15 protein-coding genes and 1 rRNA gene are annotated in these 21,202 nt (G+C 45.5%); 2 read left to right on the forward strand and 14 right to left on the reverse strand.

Features of this window, described 5'->3' with window-relative positions; translation table 11 throughout:
• From CES79_RS12005 to pth, 13 genes are all read right to left on the reverse strand, one after another.
• Positions 1 to 65 (reverse strand): 16S ribosomal RNA (locus CES79_RS12005); the annotation flags it as partial.
• A gap of 585 nt (positions 66 to 650) precedes the next feature.
• Positions 651 to 2,123 (reverse strand): lysine--tRNA ligase, encoded by a 1,473-nt coding sequence (gene lysS, locus CES79_RS12010; RefSeq protein WP_089137351.1) that lies wholly within the window; start codon positions 2,121 to 2,123, stop codon positions 651 to 653.
• Between the two features lie 112 nt (positions 2,124 to 2,235).
• Positions 2,236 to 3,231 carry a tRNA dihydrouridine synthase DusB gene (dusB, locus tag CES79_RS12015; protein ID WP_089137343.1) on the reverse strand — a complete coding sequence of 332 codons (996 nt, stop codon included), beginning with the start codon at positions 3,229 to 3,231 and terminating at the stop codon, positions 2,236 to 2,238.
• A 91-nt stretch (positions 3,232 to 3,322) separates the two neighbouring features.
• Entirely contained in the window at positions 3,323 to 4,201 is an 879-nt protein-coding gene (hslO, locus tag CES79_RS12020; RefSeq protein WP_089137344.1) for an Hsp33 family molecular chaperone HslO, read from the reverse strand.
• A 370-nt stretch (positions 4,202 to 4,571) separates the two neighbouring features.
• Positions 4,572 to 6,749, reverse strand: a complete 2,178-nt coding sequence (ftsH, locus tag CES79_RS12025) for an ATP-dependent zinc metalloprotease FtsH (protein ID WP_089137345.1) — start codon at positions 6,747 to 6,749, stop codon at positions 4,572 to 4,574.
• Between the two features lie 143 nt (positions 6,750 to 6,892).
• A complete protein-coding gene (gene hpt, locus CES79_RS12030) occupies positions 6,893 to 7,432 on the reverse strand; it encodes a hypoxanthine phosphoribosyltransferase (RefSeq protein WP_054656452.1) in 540 nt (179 codons plus the stop codon).
• A gap of 13 nt (positions 7,433 to 7,445) precedes the next feature.
• On the reverse strand, positions 7,446 to 8,801 hold the full coding sequence (gene tilS / locus CES79_RS12035; RefSeq protein ID WP_089137346.1) for a tRNA lysidine(34) synthetase TilS: 1,356 nt from the start codon (positions 8,799 to 8,801) through the stop codon (positions 7,446 to 7,448).
• A gap of 114 nt (positions 8,802 to 8,915) precedes the next feature.
• Entirely contained in the window at positions 8,916 to 9,440 is a 525-nt protein-coding gene (locus CES79_RS12040; RefSeq protein WP_054656454.1) for a S1 domain-containing RNA-binding protein, read from the reverse strand.
• Positions 9,441 to 9,606: 166 nt separating this feature from the next.
• Positions 9,607 to 9,993, reverse strand: coding sequence for an FtsB family cell division protein (locus tag CES79_RS12045; protein WP_054656455.1), 387 nt, complete (start codon positions 9,991 to 9,993; stop codon positions 9,607 to 9,609).
• A 164-nt stretch (positions 9,994 to 10,157) separates the two neighbouring features.
• The gene (locus CES79_RS12050) at positions 10,158 to 10,430 is read right to left on the reverse strand and encodes an RNA-binding S4 domain-containing protein (protein WP_089137347.1); all 273 of its coding nucleotides are present in this window, start codon (positions 10,428 to 10,430) and stop codon (positions 10,158 to 10,160) included.
• A 16-nt stretch (positions 10,431 to 10,446) separates the two neighbouring features.
• Positions 10,447 to 12,027 (reverse strand): putative polysaccharide biosynthesis protein, encoded by a 1,581-nt coding sequence (locus CES79_RS12055; RefSeq protein ID WP_089137348.1) that lies wholly within the window; start codon positions 12,025 to 12,027, stop codon positions 10,447 to 10,449.
• Positions 12,028 to 12,034: 7 nt separating this feature from the next.
• Complete coding sequence (gene mfd, locus CES79_RS12060) at positions 12,035 to 15,550, reverse strand: transcription-repair coupling factor (RefSeq protein WP_408005813.1); 3,516 nt, start codon at positions 15,548 to 15,550, stop codon at positions 12,035 to 12,037.
• A gap of 17 nt (positions 15,551 to 15,567) precedes the next feature.
• Positions 15,568 to 16,125, reverse strand: coding sequence for an aminoacyl-tRNA hydrolase (gene pth / locus CES79_RS12065; protein WP_054656457.1), 558 nt, complete (start codon positions 16,123 to 16,125; stop codon positions 15,568 to 15,570).
• 365 nt (positions 16,126 to 16,490) lie between these two features.
• On the opposite strand from pth, the gene CES79_RS12070 reads away from it, so the two are divergent.
• Together CES79_RS12070 and CES79_RS12075 are read left to right on the forward strand one after the other, a co-directional pair.
• The gene (locus CES79_RS12070; RefSeq protein ID WP_089137349.1) at positions 16,491 to 17,492 is read left to right on the forward strand and encodes an L-lactate dehydrogenase; all 1,002 of its coding nucleotides are present in this window, start codon (positions 16,491 to 16,493) and stop codon (positions 17,490 to 17,492) included.
• 137 nt (positions 17,493 to 17,629) lie between these two features.
• Complete coding sequence (locus tag CES79_RS12075) at positions 17,630 to 19,012, forward strand: L,D-transpeptidase family protein (protein ID WP_089137350.1); 1,383 nt, start codon at positions 17,630 to 17,632, stop codon at positions 19,010 to 19,012.
• A gap of 324 nt (positions 19,013 to 19,336) precedes the next feature.
• Here CES79_RS12075 and CES79_RS12895 read toward each other — a convergent pair.
• Positions 19,337 to 21,202 (reverse strand): LPXTG cell wall anchor domain-containing protein (locus tag CES79_RS12895; RefSeq protein WP_159459498.1); only part of this gene is annotated, 1,866 nt, incomplete at its 5' end.

Below are 21,202 nucleotides of genomic sequence, written 5' to 3' on the forward strand. Positions count from 1 at the left end.
TCGACTTGCATGTATTAGGCACGCCGCCAGCGTTCGTCCTGAGCCAGGATCAAACTCTCATTTTATGATTGTTTGTGACTCATTAATATTACTAGCGAAATTGACTTCGCAAATTACATTTGATATCAGCCGAAACTGATATGCCCTGCACATTTGTGAAACAAAACTTTGTTCAGTTTTCAAAGGTCTACTTTGATAAGTTAGTCGCCTTTCGACAACTTCTAAATCATATCATGTTGACGTGTTTCTTGTCAACGTTTTTTTATAACTTATTTGAATATCTATTCAAACGAGTTAGCTGCCAAACACGTTATCCCTTTGACAACGATAACTACTATACCAGCTATCTAAAACGAGGTCAACACCTAAAAGCAACTTTTTCAAAATTTCTTTTTTATTCGGTCTAAGCGCTACTTTCAAGCCCCGTTATTCTATCTAAAACGGTCGTTGCACCACCTAACTAGTAAACTCCTTTTTAAATCATTTTTCAACCATTATTTACAAAGCCGCGATTGCATTTATATCGAAAGTTTCCCCCGGTTCCAGTGTTATCAGTCAGCCCGCATCATCGCCTATAAATCAAAAGACAGCCTCATCAATCAGTCAAAATGGCTGTGATCAGGCTGTCTTTCTTCATATTTCAGTTTTAACTATTCTTCTGGACGCATTGTTGGGAACAATAAGACGTCACGAATGGATTCTGCATCCGTTAACAGCATGACCAGTCGATCAATACCGATACCGAGTCCACCAGTTGGCGGCATACCGTATTCCAAAGCTTCAATAAAGTCTTCATCAATACCTTCAGCTTCTTCGTTACCTTCTGCACGTTCCTTAACCTGAGCTTCAAACCGCTTGCGTTGGTCAATCGGATCGTTCAGTTCGGTAAAGGCGTTCGCAAATTCGTTGCCAACAATATAGAGCTCAAAACGGTCCGTAAAGCGAGGATCGTCAGGGTTCTTCTTAGCTAATGGCGAAATTTCAACCGGGTGCCCGTACACGAAGGTTGGTTGATCCAGTTTTGGCTGAACCAGCTCTTCAAAGAAGGCGTTAATAATGTGGCCTACTGCCCAGTAGTCTTCATAGTGAATACCGTGGTCATCAGCAAGCTTACGGGCGTCTTCAACGCTCATTTTAGGCCAGAAATCCACACCAGTGTACTGCTTTATAGCATCCACCATATGAATTCGAGCAAATTTCTTGTTCAAATCGATCTTTTGGTCTTGATAAGTAACTACGCCATCGTCAGTAACCGCCTTAGCAGCTGCCTTAAAAATACCTTCCGTTTCGTCCATCACGTCATGGAAATCAAAATAGGCAACGTAGGATTCAAGCATGGTAAATTCAGGATTATGACGGGTGTCCATTCCCTCGTTACGGAATACGCGACCAATTTCGTAGACCCGTTCCATACCACCGACGATCAGACGCTTCAAGTGAAGTTCCAAAGCGATCCGCAAGTAGAGCTTAATGTCCAAAGCGTTATGATGCGTCACGAAAGGACGAGCGTTGGCACCACCAGCTTGGTTATGCAAAACGGGTGTTTCAACTTCCAGAAAGTCCTCACCGTCTAAATAGCTACGAATAGCAGTGATGATCTTACTGCGCTTCTTAAAGCGTTCGAAACTTTCTGGGTTAGAGATCAAGTCCAAGTAACGTTGACGGTAGATCTGTTCCTTGTTCTGTAAGCCATGAAATTTATCTGGTAATGGCCGTAATGCTTTAGAAAGGAACGTCAGCTTAGTGGCACGAATCGTTAATTCGCCCATATCCGTCTTGATGATGTCACCTTCGATACCCAGGTGATCACCAATATCAGAACGTTTGAAAATGTGGTACACGTCATCGCCCAAAATATCTTTGCGGACGTAGATCTGCATTTTACCAGTACGGTCTTGTAAGTCAGCAAAACCGACTTTACCCTTACCACGCTTAGAAACCATCCGTCCGGCAATGATTGCAGTCTTGTGCACGTCATTGAGTTCATCTTTATCGTCTTCACCGAACTCCTGTTGCAATTGTGCTGCTAAGTAAGTCCGTTCAAACCGATGACCAAAGGGATCGATTCCCTCATCACGCAGTTCGTTCATCTTTTCGCGACGAACTCGTAGTTGGTCGTTCATCTGTCTATCTTTTCCAGCCACACTAATACCTCCATCTTATAATAACTAGTCCGTTATTAATTTTGACAACCCTCAATAAAAAAAGCAAGCTCTTTTGCCTGCTTTTTTTAAATTATCGGCCACTAACGGAATAAGCGGCTAACTTTTCGAGGAATACGTCAAAAATATCGTTCATTTGCTGCTCGGTTTCAGCATTATTTAACGCTGCTTTAGTTCGTGCTGAATGTGAAATACCCTTTAGGTAATAGGCAGCCTGACCGCGAAATTCACGCGGGCCGATGTAATCACCCTTCAATTCAACCAGCCGGTGCAAATGCTCCTTAGCAGTCTGAACCTTTTTTTCTGGTGTTGGTTCCGGCAATAATTCACCGGTCGCCAGATAATGCTCAGTTTGGTGCAGCATCCAGGGATTGCCCATCGCCGCGCGACCGATCATAACCGCATCGGCACCGGTATGATCCAGCATCCGCTTGGCATCCTGTGCTGAGCGCACATCACCGTTGCCCATAAACGGAATGGTCAGCTGATCAGCAACCAGCTTTAAAATATCCCAGTCCGCGTGACCAGTGTACAGCTGTTTTCGGGTACGGCCATGCATCGCGATGGCTGAGGCCCCAGCCCGTTCTGCCGCCAAGGCATTGTCAACTGCATAAACGTGCTTATCATCCCAGCCAGTCCGCATTTTAACCGTTACCGGCTTTTTAACAGCATCGGTGACATAAGACACCATTTCATAAACTTTATTCGGGTCTAAGAGCCATTTTGCGCCCGCATCGGTCTTAACAACCTTATTTACGGGGCAGCCCATGTTGATATCAATGATGTCAGCTGCCGTATGCTGATCCACAAATTCAGCAGCTTGAACTAAGGTTTCCTTCGTTCCGCCGAAAATTTGAATACTCATCGGGTGCTCACTGGCATCAACGAACATCATATCCAGTGTTTTTTGATTGTGGTACATAATGCCACGATCAGAAATCATTTCACAGACCACAAGACCTGCACCGAACTCCTTACAAATCACCCGAAAAGCAGAGTTAGTGACCCCTGCCATCGGCGCTACAACAACTTGATTTGCGATTTTAACGTCGCCAATTTGCCATTCCATGTGCTCACCTCTGATAAATTTTTACTGACTTAAATTCTGCGTTAGCTATCATAGCACATTGAACCTGCTACTGGCTACCAGCAAAAACGACTTACATTTTGGCTAAGATAGCCTTTAATTCCTGTTCACTAAACTCATACTTATTTTTACAGAAGTTGCAGACCGTCTCGGCATGGTGATCCTGCTCGATGATCTCTTGCATCTGAGTTTTAGAAATACTACTCAGAGCCTTAGCAAACTCCTCTTTTGAGCAGTCACACTTAAATGATACCGGCATTTTATCCAAGATTTTAACGTGTTTTTCGCCAAATAAAAGGTTCAACATGTCTTCAGGTTTCTGACCGTCCAGCAATAACTCGGATACCATCGGTACTTCCTTCAACCGCTTCTCCAAATGACTAATGGCATCGTCTTTGGCACCGGGCATCACTTGAATCAAGAAACCGCCAGCGACTTGAATGCTGTTATCGTCATTCACAAAAACGGAAACGCCAACTGCTGAAGGAATCTGTTCAGATTGCGCCAAGTAGTAAGTAAAGTCGTCACCGATTTCACCCGTAGCTAAAGCCACTTTCCCGGTATAGGGTTTATCTAAGCCCAAATCTTTGGTGACTGAAAGTGAGCCCTTAACACCAACCGCTTTAGCAACGTCGATTTTATGGCGTTTGTTCAATGGTAAAGTAACGTGCGGATTCTGCAGATAACCCTTAACGGTACCGTTTGCGTTACCATCGATGACGATTCCGCCAACCGGCCCGCCACCGTTGATCCGGACCGTTAAAGTATCGTCACCCTTTAACACAGAAGAAGACAGCATCAGAGTAGCAATCAGCGTCCGGCCAAGGGCAGCAGATGAAGCGGACCAGGTGTCGTGACGTTTTTGTGCTTCACGAACGAGTTCGGTGGCATCAACGGCATAGGCACGAAATTGCCCGTCGTCGACCACGCTTTTAATTAAATAATCAGACATAGTTTCCTCCTAAAAAGAAATTTCTAGAGTAGTATAACACAAGGTGTGAAAGCTGACGCTTAGAAAGCGTAATGGAAGCGGGCAATGGTGGAAATCCCGGTCTTGGATTTATGCCATTGTCGGCTTCCATGCAGCTTTCTGTCAGCTTGAACCCGATTAAATCAAGGTGCGAAAGCTGACGGTTAAAGAGCGTAATGGAAGCGGACAATGGTGGAAATCCCGGTCTTGGATTTATGCCATTGTCCGCTTCCATGCAGCTCTTTGCCAGCTTGAGCCCGATTAAGCTCAGTCGCAATTACGAGCTCAACCCAAACTCAGCCAAAATGCCACAAAAAAGCGCAAGCCCAAGGCCTGCGCTTTTTCATTGATCCTAATCTTCACCATTGTCTGAATGATCTGACGGATCATCAGTATGAGGTTGATCAGAGTCCCCTTTATCAGAACCATCCTTTTCAGAATCATTCTGAACCGGTTTTTGATCAGTTTCAGAATCGGGCTTAGAAGTTTCTGAATCTGAGCCTGAATCTTGATCAGTTTTTTCAGTCTTTGCTTGAATTTTAGTTTGACGTTCTGCTTCCCGCCGTTCAAGTTCTTTCTTGGACTGTTCAAAAGTGGCAGCTTTTTCACTTGGAAATTCGTTGTCATTTTGCTTGTCAGGCATTTCCCCAGTCTTCCAAAGACTAAGAATTTGCTTTTCATCCAAGGTTTCGTACTTCAACAGTGCTTCGGCAATCAGCTTATGCTGCTCACGGTGTTCAGAAATGATCTTCTTCGCAGTCGCGTGGGCTTCATTAGTTAAACGACGAACTTCTTCATCGATAGTTGCAGCGGTAGCTTGTGAGTAAGACGGTGCTTGTCCATACGCAGCTGCCTGTTGACTTTGAGCACTCTCAAGCGCCACGGTACCGACTTTTTCACTCATTCCGTACTGGGTGACCATTGCACGGGCAATTTGAGTTGCCTGTTCAAAGTCATTTGATGCCCCGGATGATTCGGAGTGGAAGATGATCTCTTCAGCTGTCCGACCACCCATCAGGCCTGCCATTTGTTCCTCGGCATCCTTCTTGGACATCAGCATTTGGTCTTCACGCGGTAGCATAATCGCGTACCCGCCGGCACGGCCACGAGGGACAATTGTCACCTTATGAACGACCCGGGCATCGTTTAAGACTAAGCCGACAACCGTATGGCCAGCTTCATGATAAGCAACGGTTTCCCGTTCCGTCTTACTGATAACTCGGTTACGTTTAGCAGGTCCGGCAATCACACGGTCTTCCGCTTCGTCGATATCGGAAGCATCGATCTTGGTCTTGTTGCGACGAGCAGCCAGCAACGCACCTTCGTTCAACAGGTTTTCAAGGTCAGCCCCAACGAACCCAGGGGTCTGTTTGGCAATTTCCTTCAAATCGACATCGTTAGCCATTGGTTTGTTACGTGAGTGAACCTTCAAAATAGCTTCACGACCGTTGACATCTGGACGGCCAACTAAGATCTTCCGGTCGAAACGACCTGGACGAAGTAAGGCGGGATCCAAAACATCTGAACGGTTAGTAGCAGCCATGACAATGACACCTTCGTTACCCGTAAAACCGTCCATTTCAACCAGCAACTGGTTCAAGGTTTGTTCACGTTCATCGTGACCGCCGCCCATACCAGCACCACGTTGACGACCAACGGCATCAATTTCATCAATAAAGATGATTGAAGGGGCGTTCTTCTTAGCTTGTTCAAATAAATCACGAACACGACTAGCACCAACCCCGACAAACATTTCAACGAAGTCAGAACCAGAAATTGAGTAGAACGGAACACCTGCTTCACCGGCAACCGCCTTAGCAAGTAAGGTTTTACCAGTACCAGGCGGTCCCTCTAGTAACACACCAGATGGGATCCGAGCACCCAATGAAACGAACTTGCGCGGATCTTTCAAGAACTCGACAACTTCGACCAGTTCCTGTTTTTCCTCTTCTTCACCAGCGACATCCGTAAAGCGAACTTTGTTTTCTTTACTGTCAGTTGGTTTAGCTTTGGATTTACCAAAGTTCATGACTTTGCCATTGCCGCCACCTTGGCCGGCTTGGCCCATCATCATGTAGAAGAAGAAAATGAACGCGAGAAGAGGTAAGACGTAAACTAATAAGTTTACCCAGAAACCACTGGACTCCTCAGGCTTAGTATTCATCTTCACGTTATGATCCCGTGCATAACGCGTCACTTCACTGACACTGGAGTTGTTTTGCAACATCGCAGTGCTGAAGTTTGTCACCTTAGAGCTGGTGTTACCGCCAAGGGTAAAGCCAGTCTGAGTTTTAGCCTTTTGAGCCTGCCGATACGTACCAGTAACTTTATAAACGCCACCAGAAGGCTGTACGGCAAAGTTCTTAACGTTGTTCTCTTTTAGTTGATGGATAAACTCACTTGATTGAATTTCTTGGGATTGCGAGCTTGAGTTATTTCCTTGAAAGAAGTAAATAACACCCATGACCAACAAGAAGATCACAATGTAGAAAAGACTATTTCGAAAAAGTCCATTTCTTCGATTGTTCATTTAGTGCCTCCTTACTTCAATTCCCTACAAATTGGGAATGAAACTGAGGGACGAATTCCCCCGTTGATAAAAATCATGTTATCACATTTGACCTTATTTGACTAATGTTTTATTCGAAAGTTTGACCTTTTTTGACCAATTCCCTAATTAGTATAAACTTCCGGCTTTAAAACCCCCACATAAGGCAAATTGCGGTAATACTCAACGTAGTCTAGACCATACCCAACCAAGAACTCATTGGGGACGTCAAAACCAACGTAATCCGCCTTAGCTTCGACTACCCGGCCTTCCGGTTTATCCAAGAGCGTGCAAACCTTCAATGATTTAGGATGGCGTTCACTCAAACGGTCCCGTAAGTAAGCCAAGGTACGGCCAGTATCCAAAATATCTTCAACAATGATCACGTCGCGGCCACTAATATCGACATCAATATCGTGGACCAATGTGATCTCACCAGTTGAAGCTGTACCGCCATGGTAACTGGAAACGTCAATAAAGTCGATGTCCGCGAGAAAGTCTAATTCCCGCAAAAGATCCGTCATGAAAAAAATAACACCCTTCAAAACACCGATGAACAGCGGCTTTTTACCCGCATAGTCCCGGGTAATATCAGCTCCCAAACGTTTGCAGACAGCTTTGATATCATCTTGGCTGTATAAAACACGCTCGATATCGTTATTCATTAAATTTGCTCCTCTAGTCAGATTGTTTTAAAACCAGTTCATAGTTAGTTTCAGTTAACTCACGGGCAGTACGCTGCAGTCCGATCAGCCATAAAACTTCCGCTTGGGCAGACACGACCACTAATTGCTGTGCCCGTTTTGCCGGCGGTATCTTATGGTCGATCAAAATTCGCCGAACGGTCTTGTGACCGCCACCTGCCAGCTTAATTTGATCGTCTGGCTGCGCCTGCCTCACTTGCAAGGGAAGTTCATCTGGCCGCAAAGCAAGTGCCATGTGCCATGAATCCGGCCGGCTCCCTTTTTGAGTCGGCACAAGCTGAGCCCGTAACCCCCATGGTAACTGAACCCACTGGTTAGATATTACCACAATTTTATCCGCCGGTTTGTGATTTTGGGGAACTTTTAATTCTGATTTAATTGAAAATTGGTCATAGGCTTTTTCAAACACCCGTGAATGCGCTAAATTGAGCCTAGCCGTTGGTTTTTGCTCGTTATTCAGTAACTGCGTGGCTTCATCCAAATACGACGCTGTAACCGGTAACTGAGCCGCTTGAAAAATCGCCTTCAGCACTGCGCGTCGCTCAACGACCGTTAACTGACGCCAGCGCGGCGTGCTGTAAATCTGATCGTTAAGCCGAACCTGCTGCAGTAATTCCGCCGTTCGTTGATTCGCTAATTGAATGGTGGCGCGAAGCTGGGCCGTATACTGCTTAACGTGGGTCAAAAAAGCGGGATTTTCCTGTTTGAGTGCTGGAATCACTTGGTGTCTGATGCGGTTGCGCAAAACGTCGTTATTTTGATTCGTCGCATCCTCATACCAGGTCAGCTGCTGTTCGTGCGCATAAGTTCTGATCTGTTCCTTGCTAAAAGGCAGCAACGGCCGCACGAGTTTGCCCGCCGCAAAGGGCTGTTCGGGCAAAATGCCCTGCAACTGCGTTAACTGGCCTCCCCGAATCAGCTTCATCAGCACCGTTTCAGCCTGATCATCGGCATGGTGAGCGGTCAGTAAAACGGCGGCATGGTGCCGGCCCATACACTGCGCAAAAAACTGATAGCGAAAATGGCGAGCTGCGGCCTCGACGCCCTGATACGGCTGCTCGGCAACCGGCCATTTCGTCTTCTCAAGCTGCAGGTGATGCTGCTGGCAGTAATCACTCATAAATTGAGCTTCAACTTGGCTTTGAGACCGTAACTGGTGGTTGACGTGTGCCACCACTAATTTAGGACGAATTTGCGTTGGTAATTGCTGCATCAGCGTCAATAACACCATGGAATCAACACCCGCAGAGACGGCTACAATGACCGTCTGCTGGCGGCTAAACCAGCCTGCTTGCATCACTTCTGAGTTAAATTGCTGTGTAATCTCCATTTTGTATCCCTCATTGAATCAAAAATCAAAAAAAGAAGCCTCCATTACAAAACGGCTGTTTTGTAAACGGACGCTTCAGTTCAATTATCGTCTTGATTAATCGCTTGGGCTTAATTAGCTCCGACGACCGCCACGACCACCACGTTTGCCTTCAGTGTTACGTTTGAGGGTCGCTAACCGGTCTTCACTTTCCTTTAGAAAACCAGACATTAAGTCATCAAAACTCTCCTTATGGTTCGAATTCGAGTGGTTATTGTTCCGGGAGTGGCCACCACCGTTGTTGCTGTTACGATAATGACCGTTGCCACCACTATGATAATTGTTATGATTACCGTTATTTTCATGACGTTCATGATCACGATTGTCGTGGTTATGATGCTCGTGTTCTGAATGACCTTCAGGATGATCCTTAGCCTTACGGATCGATAACGCGATCTTACCATCGTCGCCGATGTTCAGAACGCGCACGGTGACTTCATCACCGATCTTCAATACATCATGAATATCTTTTACGAAGCCGTCAGAGACTTCACTGATGTGCACTAATCCAGTCTTATGATCACCTAGATCAATGAACGCACCAAAATTTGTGATACCTGAAACTTTACCAGCAACTTTTGCTCCAACCTCGATTGCCATAAACAAGAATTTCCTCCTTAAATTTGTACTAATATTATAGCACATTTCTTGTAAAACAAGCCTGAACATATCGTGGATATCTCATCCAAATCTCATTATAAATAAAAATGAAGCCGGCACACAAGTTCACACTTGAAACCAGCTTCATTATAGTCCTCATATTATTTTATTTCGCTGTTACATCGCTTGCTTTATCATTTGGCAGACTATAAATCGTCTCCCCTGATTTAGCATAATAATATTTTGAACGTATGAGGTTCTCTAAATAATCCTTGTTATTCAAGAGTTTAACATGTTCATTCAACTGCTGGTGAGTTTGCTTCACCCGTGTCAGTTTTTGCTGCTGACGTGTAATTTGGACGTTAGTCTGGCTCATCGCGTTCTTAGCATGAATAATTTGAATACCCAGAAAAAGAAAAGCCACGGTAAACCCGATAATAATAATCAACGCACGCTTTTTACGCTGCTTGCTTAAGATTACATGATGCGTGTTCTTTTGAACGGCTCTTGTATACTGATTATCAAGCTGCGTAATGTTTGCTCGTGTCGCCATTTTAACGCCCCCCACGCCAATATCCTTCATTATGAAGTATATCAACGTTGACACGGGTTGTCTATGCGATTTAAAGCGTATTCAAGGAATGTCATAAAACTGTAATAGTTATCAGCCAAAACTGAATGGTTAACATGCAAAACGTAACGAATCATTACTTAAGATTATTCTTTGCGATAATCCTTTTCGTAATCCTCGCTAATAATCTTAAACATGTTTTCGGCATCCTGTTTCTTGGTCGTTTCCAATAATTGGAGTACCTGAACCGTTAAGGTCTTATTGCCAAACTTAATAACTAACACGTCATTAGCCGCTACATCGGTCGATGATTTAGCGACGCGGTCGTTAATCGTAATGCGCCCCTTATCAGCAATTTCCTTAGCAACGGTTCGCCGTTTAATAATCCGTGATACCTTTAAAAATTTATCTAATCTCATTGTGAACCTCCAGCGTTTATTTTTTAAACCAGCGCAGCCAGCGGTCAGCTTGTGGAAGCAGCAACCACTCACGCAACGTCAGTAATTTGAATTTTAAAGCTAGGTACATAAAGACGATCACACCAACTAGAATTCCTAATACAGCTTCAACTAGGGCTGCCATCCGCGGTGTCCAGGCTGCCGTTAGCCAGCTGCCTACTGGAATGACCAGTCGAACACTGATCAGCATGATGACTGCAATCAAAACTAATTTTAGCAAAAAGCCCCTTTTAAAAGCCCTTAGCTGTTCTTTTCGTAATTGCTGCCTCAAAAAACCGGCCATGACCAATAGTGCAACGACTGTGATCCAGCTAGCACCGATCGCACCAAAGTGAACCACTGCCCATTGATTAAAGACCACCTTGACCAGCAAGCCAATCGTCAACCCGGCAATCGTCACCGCAAATTGATTGAGACTTTGTAAAATACTGTTATCGATCATGATCAACGTCGCAAAAATAATGCTCAAAACGTACACCGACAGCATGCCAGTTCCCTGCTGATTACCAAATAATAACACGTTAACTTCCGGCATCAAAGCTACCAGACCAACCGCGGCTGCAGTCGCGATCGCCACGCTGATCCGGACGACGGTGTTGGCCTGCCGAACAAACTGCCGGTGATTACCACGATTCAGCGCTTCTGTTAACGAAGGCAGCAGTGACGATGAAAACGAGGTGGCAACGACTAGCCCCAGCTGAACGAGGGGTTGCCCCCGATCGTACACGCCTTTGATCGACTTAGCGGTAAGCGACGGCAATCCCTGGATCATCAGCCCCCGCATGACCGTGAATGAATCGACCAGCTGCAATAGCACCATCATGGACGCAAATAAGCTGATGGTACCACCTTCAATCAGTAACCGTTTGACCAAGCTGCTATACGTCTGGTCAACGGGCTGATGAATGGCGGCTATAAATTTAACGTGCTGATGTCGGACATAGTACAGCATCACCGCAGAAGCAAAAACGGCGGCAATGGCCGCGCTGCTCATAGTCCACGTCCCCATCCGATACACGTTCCACTGGTGTTTCATGGCCCAGTACGCAACTACTAGGATCACCGTCACCCGTACCGTCTGTTCAACCAGCTGAGAAAGCGCGGTTGGGCGCATGTCATACTCGCCTTGAAAGTACCCGCGGCTAATGGCTAAAAACGGGGAAAATAAGAACATCCAGCTCACTGCGCGAATGATCGGCGCCAACCCAGGATCCCCCATGCCGCTGGCAATGGGTACTGCCAGCCCCTGCAAGCCTAGAAATAGGAGCAAAGAAAAGCCGGCTAATAGGACAAAGATCCGTGACAGCAGTGCCAGCTTCGTCTGAGCCGTCTCACTTTCAGCCACTAATTTAGAAATAAACATTGGCAGCCCGCTTAAGGCGAAGGTCATACCGATCCCATAGATCGGGTAAATTTGCTGATACACATAAAAACCGGTGTTGCCCACCATGTTTTGGAAGGGGACCCGATATACTGCGCTCAAAATTTTGGCGATCAGTGATGCTACCGAGAGTAATAACGCCCCCTGCATCACTGTTTTCATCGTTTTACGTTGCATAATCCACCTATTTGGTCGTTGTTTTAACAGCCATCTCACTTAATGCTTTCACAAATTGATCCAGTTCAGCCATCCAGTTTTGTGCTGTCATCTTTGGCTGAATGATCAATTTAACCACTAATTTGTTATTTGACAGTCCAACTGTTGCTTTTAACTTGGTGTTTGCTAACGCCTTAAAGACGTCCTCACCACTAAACCGATCCGTGCCCTTAGTTGAAAAGGTCACTTCGATCTGGTCTTTGATTCGATGAATCTTTTCGATCAGTGCTTCATCCGCCTGAATCTTCACTTGACTGACCGTCAGCAGATTCGTGACTTCCACCGGATACTCACCAAAACGGTCGATCAGATCATCTTGAATTTCAGTCACATCAGCAGGTTCTTCAATCTGTCTGATGCGTTTATACATCTCAATTTTTTGCTGCTGATCCGTAATGTAGGTATCTGGCAAATAAGCTTCCAATCCCAATTCAACGGTAGCATCCGTCTTCGGCTTAGCTTTCTTGCCCTGCTTCTTAGAAACGGCATCCGTCAGCATTTGCGTATACAGATCATAACCCACTGAATCAATGAAGCCAGATTGCTGCTGCCCTAACAGGTTCCCAGCACCGCGAATGGAAAGGTCCCGCATGGCAATTTTGAACCCAGAACCCAACTCCGTAAAGTCCTTGATGGCCTCTAGCCGCTTCTCGCTGACCTCGGTCAATACCTTATTAGGCTGATACATGAAGTAGGAATAAGCGACCCGGTTAGACCGGCCAATGCGGCCACGTAACTGGTAAAGTTGCGACAAGCCCATATGGTCCGCATTTTCAACAAACAAGGTATTGGCGTTTGGAATATCCATCCCGGTTTCAATAATCGTGGTGGTGACTAGCACGTCATAATCCCCGCGAATGAAGTCGTATAAAATTCCTTCCAGCTGAGCTTCCGTCATTTGCCCGTGAATGTAGGCCACCTCGGCATCCGGCACCAGCGCTTTAATTTGACTGACAGTTTCTTCGATGTCATCCACGCGGTTATGCAGGTAGAAGACTTGCCCGCCACGCTGCATTTCGCGTCTGATGCCGTCTTGAATCGCACCCGCGTTTTGTTCCATGACGTAGGTCTGAATTGGAAACCGGTTAGCTGGCGGTGTTTCAATCACTGACAGGTCCCGTACGCCCAGCATTGACATATGCAGGGTCCGCGGAATCGGTGTCGCCGTCAGCGTCAAGACGTCCACTTGAGACTTCATCTGTTTGAGCTTTTCCTTGTGTTTGACCCCGAATCGCTGCTCTTCATCGACCAGTAGCAGTCCCAGGTCTTTAAATTTAACGTCTTTTGATAAGAGCCGATGGGTCCCCACAACGATGTCCACACTGCCATCTTCTAGGCCGTGAATGATCTGGTGAACTTCCTTAGTGGTCTGGAAACGTGACAGAATGGCGACGTTGACTGGAAAACCGTCAAACCGGCTAGTCATGGTGTCAAAATGCTGCTGCGCTAAAATCGTGGTCGGTACCAAAAAGGCGACTTGCTTACCAGCTTCAATGGCCTTAAACGCTGCCCGTAAAGCGACTTCCGTCTTCCCATAACCCACGTCACCAACCAGTAGGCGGTCCATGGGTTTCGGCTTTTCCATGTCGTGTTTGATTTCTTCAATACTGCGTAGTTGGTCAGGCGTTTCGGAATACGGAAATTCATTATCAAATTCTTCTTGATAACTATCATCATGCGGGTAAGCGTACCCCTTTTCGGAGTCTCGCTTGGCGTACAGCTCAATCAGATCATCCGCGATATCTTCAATCTTGGCAGCGACTTTTTTCTTGGTTTTGGCCCAGTCAGAGCCGCCCAGCTTATTGATATGCGGTTTCTTGTCCTCGGAAGACACGTACTTTTGAATCAGATTCAACTGCGTGACCGGAATAAATAGTTTGGCATCGCTTTGATAATCAATGGTCATGTAATCCTGATGAACCCCATCGACTTCCAGCGTTTGCATGCCTTCAAAGCGTCCGATCCCGTGATTGACGTGAACCACGTAGTCGCCTGGCTTCAAATCAGTGTAACTCTTCAGCCGTTCAGCATTTTTCATGGTCTGCCGGCGTCGATGATGCTTAGTGACCTGCTTAAACATTTCGGCTTCCGTGATCACCACTAGTTTGGCGTCTGGCAGTTCAAACCCGGTTTGACTTGGTGCCGGCACGATCTGAACCGTTCCGGGCTGAATGTCACTGACCTTCGTCATCACCGCGTTAATGCCAAAATCATCTAACGTCTGCGATACCTTATTCAACCGTTCTTCATTGGCCATCATCATGACCACGGTCTGTTTCGTCGCCTGCCAGCGCTCAATTTCTTGTTTCAACAGTGGCATTTGACCAAAGAACTGCTGCATCGCCCGCGTCTGAATCTCAACTAGTTGATCAAAGCGCATGTTGCCCATGCCCTTTTGAAACAGGGCAAAGAACAGTTCAGCGTGATGATCGCGGCGAATGACGTTTTGAAACTGCAGGCCAAACTGCTGGTCGCTAAAGATCTGGTGGGCACCTAGTTTATCCACCGTCCAGTTGGCTTCATCCGTCTCCAACTGTTTGTTGGTCTCACGTAGTCTGGGATAATCATCAATCAATAGCAGACCTTTATCGTTCAAATAATCTAAAAGATTTGTTTTATCAAAGAAATCACTGGCAAATAACCTTAACTCGGCGGAAACATCCCCCTTGGTCAGAGATTCAATCAGGGGGGTAATACTATTGGCCAGTAAGTCACCATCGTCAGCGGACAACTGTTTTTGTTCCTTAGCGAGTTTTTGGTTTAACTTAGTCGCCGCGGCTTGCCGCTGATCCGGTGTCATGAGCATATCGGTTACCGGATGGATCGTTATCGAAGTGATATTTTCAACACTCCGTTGGGTACTGGGGTCAAAATAGCGTAACGAATCGATTTCAGTGTCAAACAGGTCTACCCGCACCGGATAGTCTGTATCTAGCGGGTAAATGTCAACGATCGACCCACGAACGGCAAAATCACCAGGCGCGTCAGCCAGTTTTTGTCTGACGTACCCCATCCGTTGCAGCCGGGCAGCTAGGTTCTCTAGATCGACTTCACCATCGGCCTTTAGGTCAATTTGAGCCTGGCTAAATAATTTAGGATCAGGCAATTGACGGCGCAGACCTGAAACCGACGTCACGATGACCGCTGGCTTAGCCTGTGTCAATGCACTTAAAGCTTGAATCCGTTGGCTCTGAAAATCGGGTGAGCTAGTGGCAATCTCTGCAGCCAGCAGCTCTTCAACCGGAAACTCGTATAACTGATCATCCGTGAGCTGACCGCTTAACTCATCGGTCAGCTGGTCAGCGTGATACATCGTATCGGTCACAAAGATCATCGGTCGCTGCTCTTTTTGCAGCAACGTTGAGATCATCAGTGCCCGAGCTGACCCGGTGATACCAGTCACTAACTCACGGTCACCGCGATCAAAGCCCTCAACGATTTGCTGATATTGCGGCATGTTTGCAAAAAAATCTGCAAGTTGCACTTAGCTTCACTCCTTCATTAATTGTACTGATTCATCAGATCAGGAACCGTGGCACCGTCAACCCAATCAAATAAAGCGGCGACTGCGTGATCTGCGGCAACGTTAAAAATTGCCCGCTGTTCTTCGTTAAATTTACCCAGCACGTAATTGACGACCGTACTTTTCTGCGGGTGCTGAATACCAACTTTGATCCGGTCAAATTGATCGGTCCCAAGGGCAGCAATGATACTCTTGATTCCATTATGACCACCAGCAGAACCCTTTGGTCGAATGCGAATCCGCCCTAATGGCAGGTCCATGTCATCGTGAACGATGATCAGATCGTGGATATCCAGCTTGTAAAAGTGCATTAACTTGCCAACTGCACGGCCTGATTCATTCATAAACGTGGTGGGTTCGACTAACATCACTTTTTCACCATTGACCTGACCCGTGCCAATCTTGGCTTCCATCTTTCGGTTAGTAAACTGAATGTCCGCCTTCTGCGCGAACTGCTCCACAACCATAAACCCGGTATTATGCCGGGTCTGATTATATTGCGGGCCGATGTTGCCAAGACCTACGATCATCTTCATTATTTCATACGCTCCCTATTTCTCTTATTTTTAACATTAAAACATGCAAAATAGCTGAACGGTAGCTCATACCGTCCAGCATAAAACATTCTTATGAATTCTAAAGTCAAATATCAACCCAAAGTATAGCATACGTTTAAACCGAATGCATACATTCTCCCCCTGTAACAAGCTATTCACTAAGCTGGCATAACACTGATCTGCTCGGAGTTAAACGCCGTTAACCATCACAATAATCACCTGATGCAAAAATAGTGACTGCAGTTTCCGCCACCATTTTAAGGGCAGCACAGCTATTTTCAATGGTTTATATAGTAGACACTCTCCATAGAATATTCGATTTATTAGTATCCGCTTACAATTTCATGGTAAACTATGGGTGTTCTAAAAATATTTTGGAAGAGGTGGGTACATTGTCAAAGAATCATCAAAAAGTTGTACTAGTCGGGGACGGTGCCGTTGGTTCGTCTTATGCATTCTCATTGATGCAACAAGGACTAGCTGAAGAATTAGTCATTGTCGATGTCATTAAGGAACGGACACACGGAGACGCCCTGGATTTGGAGGATGCCCAAGCATTCACTGCACCTAAGAAGGTTTATTCTGGTGAATACAGCGATGCTAAGGATGCCGACCTGGTTGTCATCACTGCTGGTGCCCCACAAAAGCCCGGCGAATCCCGTTTGGATCTAGTTGGTAAGAACTTAAAGATCTTGAGCTCAATCGTTAAACCAATCGTGGATTCTGGCTTCAAAGGGATCTTCCTAGTTGCTGCTAACCCAGTTGATATCTTAACCTACGCAACCTGGAAGTTCTCTGGTTTTCCAAAGAACCGTGTCATCGGTTCAGGGACTTCACTAGATACTTCTCGTTTACGTGTTGCTTTGGGTAAGAAGTTGAACTTGGATCCACGTAGCATCGACGCCTACATTATGGGTGAACATGGTGATACTGAATTCGCTGCTTACGATGAAGCCACCATTGGTTCAAGACCATTACGTTCAGTTACTCAGGAACATGGCATTACCGATGCTGACCTTGACGAAATTGAAGATCAAACCATGCACAAGGCATACGAGATCATCAATACCAAGGGTGCTACCTACTATGGTGTTGCCACATCATTGATGCGGATCACCAAAGCCATTTTACGTGATGAAAATGCTATTTTACCTATTGGTGCTTCATTAGACGGCGAATACGGTTTGAACGACATCTTCATTGGTACACCTGCTATTATTAACGCTTCTGGCTTAGCCGGCGTTGTTGAAGTACCGCTTAGCGATGCTGAACAAGCTAAGATGAAAGCTTCTGCAGAAACTTTAAAGAAAGTTACAAAAGATGGTTTAGCTAACTTAAACAAGTAGCTAACAACCTATATTAAGCGGTTCTTAAAGAGACGTCCCATTTTTGGGGCGTTTTTTTGTTGTTTATTGTCAAGTATAAATTGAGTTTTAGTGAATTATGCCTTATCCTTATAGATGACCATAAGGAGGATCAGAACATGACACATCGTTCACGTTGGGTCTCTGCGGGCCTGACTGTAATCGCAATTTTAGCAATCGGTTATGGCTGGCGAACAGCCCATTATAATAGCCACTTCCTGAGTGACACCCAAATCGGTGGTATTCAAGTCGGTGGCCAGACTGCACAACAGGCAGCCCAGACATTAAAAAATAAGTTAGCAAACCAAACTTATACGGTTAAAGAACATGACAACTCATTAGCTACCTTCACTTCACGTGAGGCTGGTGTTAAAGCATATTCTACAACTCAGTTAAAGCAGATGATCAGCAAGCAAAATTCATTTAGCTGGCCAGTTCATTCTGACAGTGCTTCGGCTGACGACCAACGGTTAAGTGCCAGCGCACTCAGTGATTCTGACTTAACCGCACTAGCAGCTAAAATTAAGCAATCGGCTAGCACTACTGACCGGACTGCAACTCATAATGCTAAGCTGGTTTACAAGGGGCATCAATTTACCATTCAAAAACCAGTTTATGGTACCGAAGTTTCAACGGCATCCATTAAAGCCGCTTTAACTAAGGCCATTGAAAATCATCAAACGACGATCAACTTAAAGGATGCTTACGTTAAGCCAACTGTTTTGGCGCACAGTAAGTCACTTGTCAGTGCAAAGACTAAGGCTGAAAAGTTAGCCAAGAACCAAATCACATACCACATCACTAATCATTCAATACAGGTTCCAAGCAAGGACATTGCCAGTTGGCTAACAACTAGCAACGGCCAGATTGCCACCTCAAAGCCTAAAGTGAAACACTATTTGACGAAGCTCAGTGCTCAGTACGGCACCCTTCATAAGACCCGTCATTTTAAGGCCCATGATGGTAAAACCTATAAAGTTCCTGCCGGCTTATACGGCTGGACGATCAACGTCAGTGCTGAAACGCCTAAACTGTCAAAAGCAGTGCTAGCCGGTAAGCCAGTCACACGGACCCCAGTACTTAAGGGTATGGGCTATCACAAAGATGGCTCAGACCTTGGCAAGACCTATATTGAGGTTTCTAAGCCAGAACAGCACATGTGGGTTCATAAGGATGGTAAGATCATCATCTCCACTCCAGTTGTTACTGGTAAACCAGTTGCAGGGACTACCCCATCTGGTGTTTGGGACGTCTGGAGCAAACAGCGTAACGCTGTCCTCCGGGGCAAAAATGATGATGGCAGTAACTATGCTTCACCAGTGAAGTACTGGATGCCAATCGACGACACCGGTGTCGGGATCCACGATTCGCCGTGGCAACCACGTTACGGTGGCGACTGGTACTTGACTCATGGCTCTCATGGCTGTGTTAATACCCCACCAGACGTTGTTGGTAAAGTTTATGCTGCGGTACCGTTGCATACTGCAGTTGTGATTTATTAATTGTATTCATCGAATACAATGTTTATTAAATAATTTTTCATTAAAAAGGGTATCAAAATTATTTCAATAATTTTGATACCCTTTTTTGATGCTCAAATTGAGGTAGACGTAACCAATAACATAAAATTTAAAATCAATTTCATCAGTTTAAATTATGACATTGCAAGATCTTAATTTATTACAAAAATAGTGCTGATGATTACTCATCAACACTAAATATTATAGGATTCTAAATTGATAAAACTACTTAAATATAGACCCCCTTCAATTCAAAAATCAATATTATACTTTCTCATCTATTTTGAATAATAGATTTTAATTATTCTAATCATGTTTCCGCTTCTTCTTAGCAAAACCTACTAACGCTAATATACCCATCAATTCTAGCCCAATTTTGGCAAAGATACTGTTAGATTGTGATTCATCAGTTTGCGGCAATTTATTTGATGTCCCCATCGCTTGACCTTTCACTTGGGCTTTATTAAGATGCTGGGAATTGTTGTCAATTACCGTTTGCTGACCCACCACTGCTTTTTTGTTTGCTACACCCAAAATACTATGCTCGGCAGTTCCATGTGTTACAGCTTGGGTTGCTTGAGCTGTGCTGTCTGACTTAGTCTCCACAATAACAGTTTGTTTATTATTAATATTGTTATTTTGCTGAGATACAGAAGCAACTGTCTTTTTGTTAGTTTTATCTGTACCATCAGTAACAGCTTGTCCACTCTCATTGCTTGAATCCGTAGTATCAGGAACTGTTTGATCGTCTTTATTACTTGAATCCGTAGGGTCAGGAACTGCTTGACCATTTTCATTACCCGCAACTGTCTCATCAGTTGTAACTGCATTAGGTGTGTAGGTTACTTTACCTGTGGTCGTTGGGTTATCAACGGTGATTGTGCCGTCGGCATTCACTGTCGCCGGTACCATTGGCTTATCCGCTGTATAGCCCGGCTTCACTGGTACTGTGACATCAACATGCTCGCCTGTCTTACCAGTTACATCAGGTACCGTTTGATCACCTTGGTTGCTTGGAATCGTCACATTTGCCTTGGCATCGTTTGGTGTGTAGGTTACTTTACCTATGGTCGTTGGGTTATCAACGGTGATCGTGCCGTCGGCATTCACTGTCGCCGGTACGGTCGTTTTATCCGGTGTGTAACCTTCAAGCGGCGGCACATCAACAGTGACATGTTCACCCGTCTTACCGGTTACGTTAGGTACTGTTTGATCACCTTGGTTGCTTGGAATCGTCACATTTGCCTTGGCATCGTTTGGTGTGTAGTTTACTTTACCTGTGGTCGTTGGGTTATCAACGGTGATCGTACCGTCGGCATTCACTGTCGCCGGTACCGTTGACTTATCCGCCGTGTAGCCTGGCTTCACTGGTACTGTAACATCAACATGCTCGCCCGTCTTACCAGTTACGTTAGGTACTGTTTGATCACCTTGGTTGCTTGGAATCGTCACATTTGCCTTGGCATCATTTGGTGTGTAGGTCACTTTACCTGTAGTTGTTGGATTATCGACGGTGATCGTGCCGTCGGCATTCACCGTCGCCGGTACCGTTGGCTTATCCGCTGTGTAGCCTGGCTTCACTGGTACTGTAACATCAACATGTTCGCCCGTCTTACCAGTTACATCAGGTACCGTTTGATCACCTTGGTTACTTGGAATCGTCACATTTGCCTTGGCATTATTTGGTGTGTAGGTCACTTTACCTGTAGTTGTTGGGTTATCGACCGTGATCGTGCCATCTGGATTAACTGTAGCTGGTACCGTCGTTTTATCTGGTGTGTAACCTTTAAGTGACGGCACATCAACATTAACTTTATCCCCAGTCTTACCAGTTACATTAGGCACCGTTTGATCACCTTGGTTGCTTGGAATCGTCACATTTGCCTTGGCATCGTTTGGTGTGTAGTTTACTTTACCTATGGTCGTTGGGTTATCAACGGTGATTGTGCCGTCGGCATTCACTGTCGCCGGTACCGTTGGCTTATCCGCTGTGTAGCCTTTAAGTAATGGCACATCAACAGTGACATGTTCGCCTGTCTTACCAGTTACATTAGGCACCGTTTGATCACCTTGATTGCTTGGAATCATCACATTTGCCTTGGCATCGTTTGGTGTGTAGTTTACTTTACCTGTGGTCGTTGGGTTATCAACGGTGATCGTACCGTCGGCATT

Origin of the sequence: Secundilactobacillus silagei JCM 19001 (assembly GCF_002217945.1) — a bacterium.
Classification (GTDB): Bacteria; Bacillota; Bacilli; order Lactobacillales; family Lactobacillaceae; genus Secundilactobacillus; species Secundilactobacillus silagei.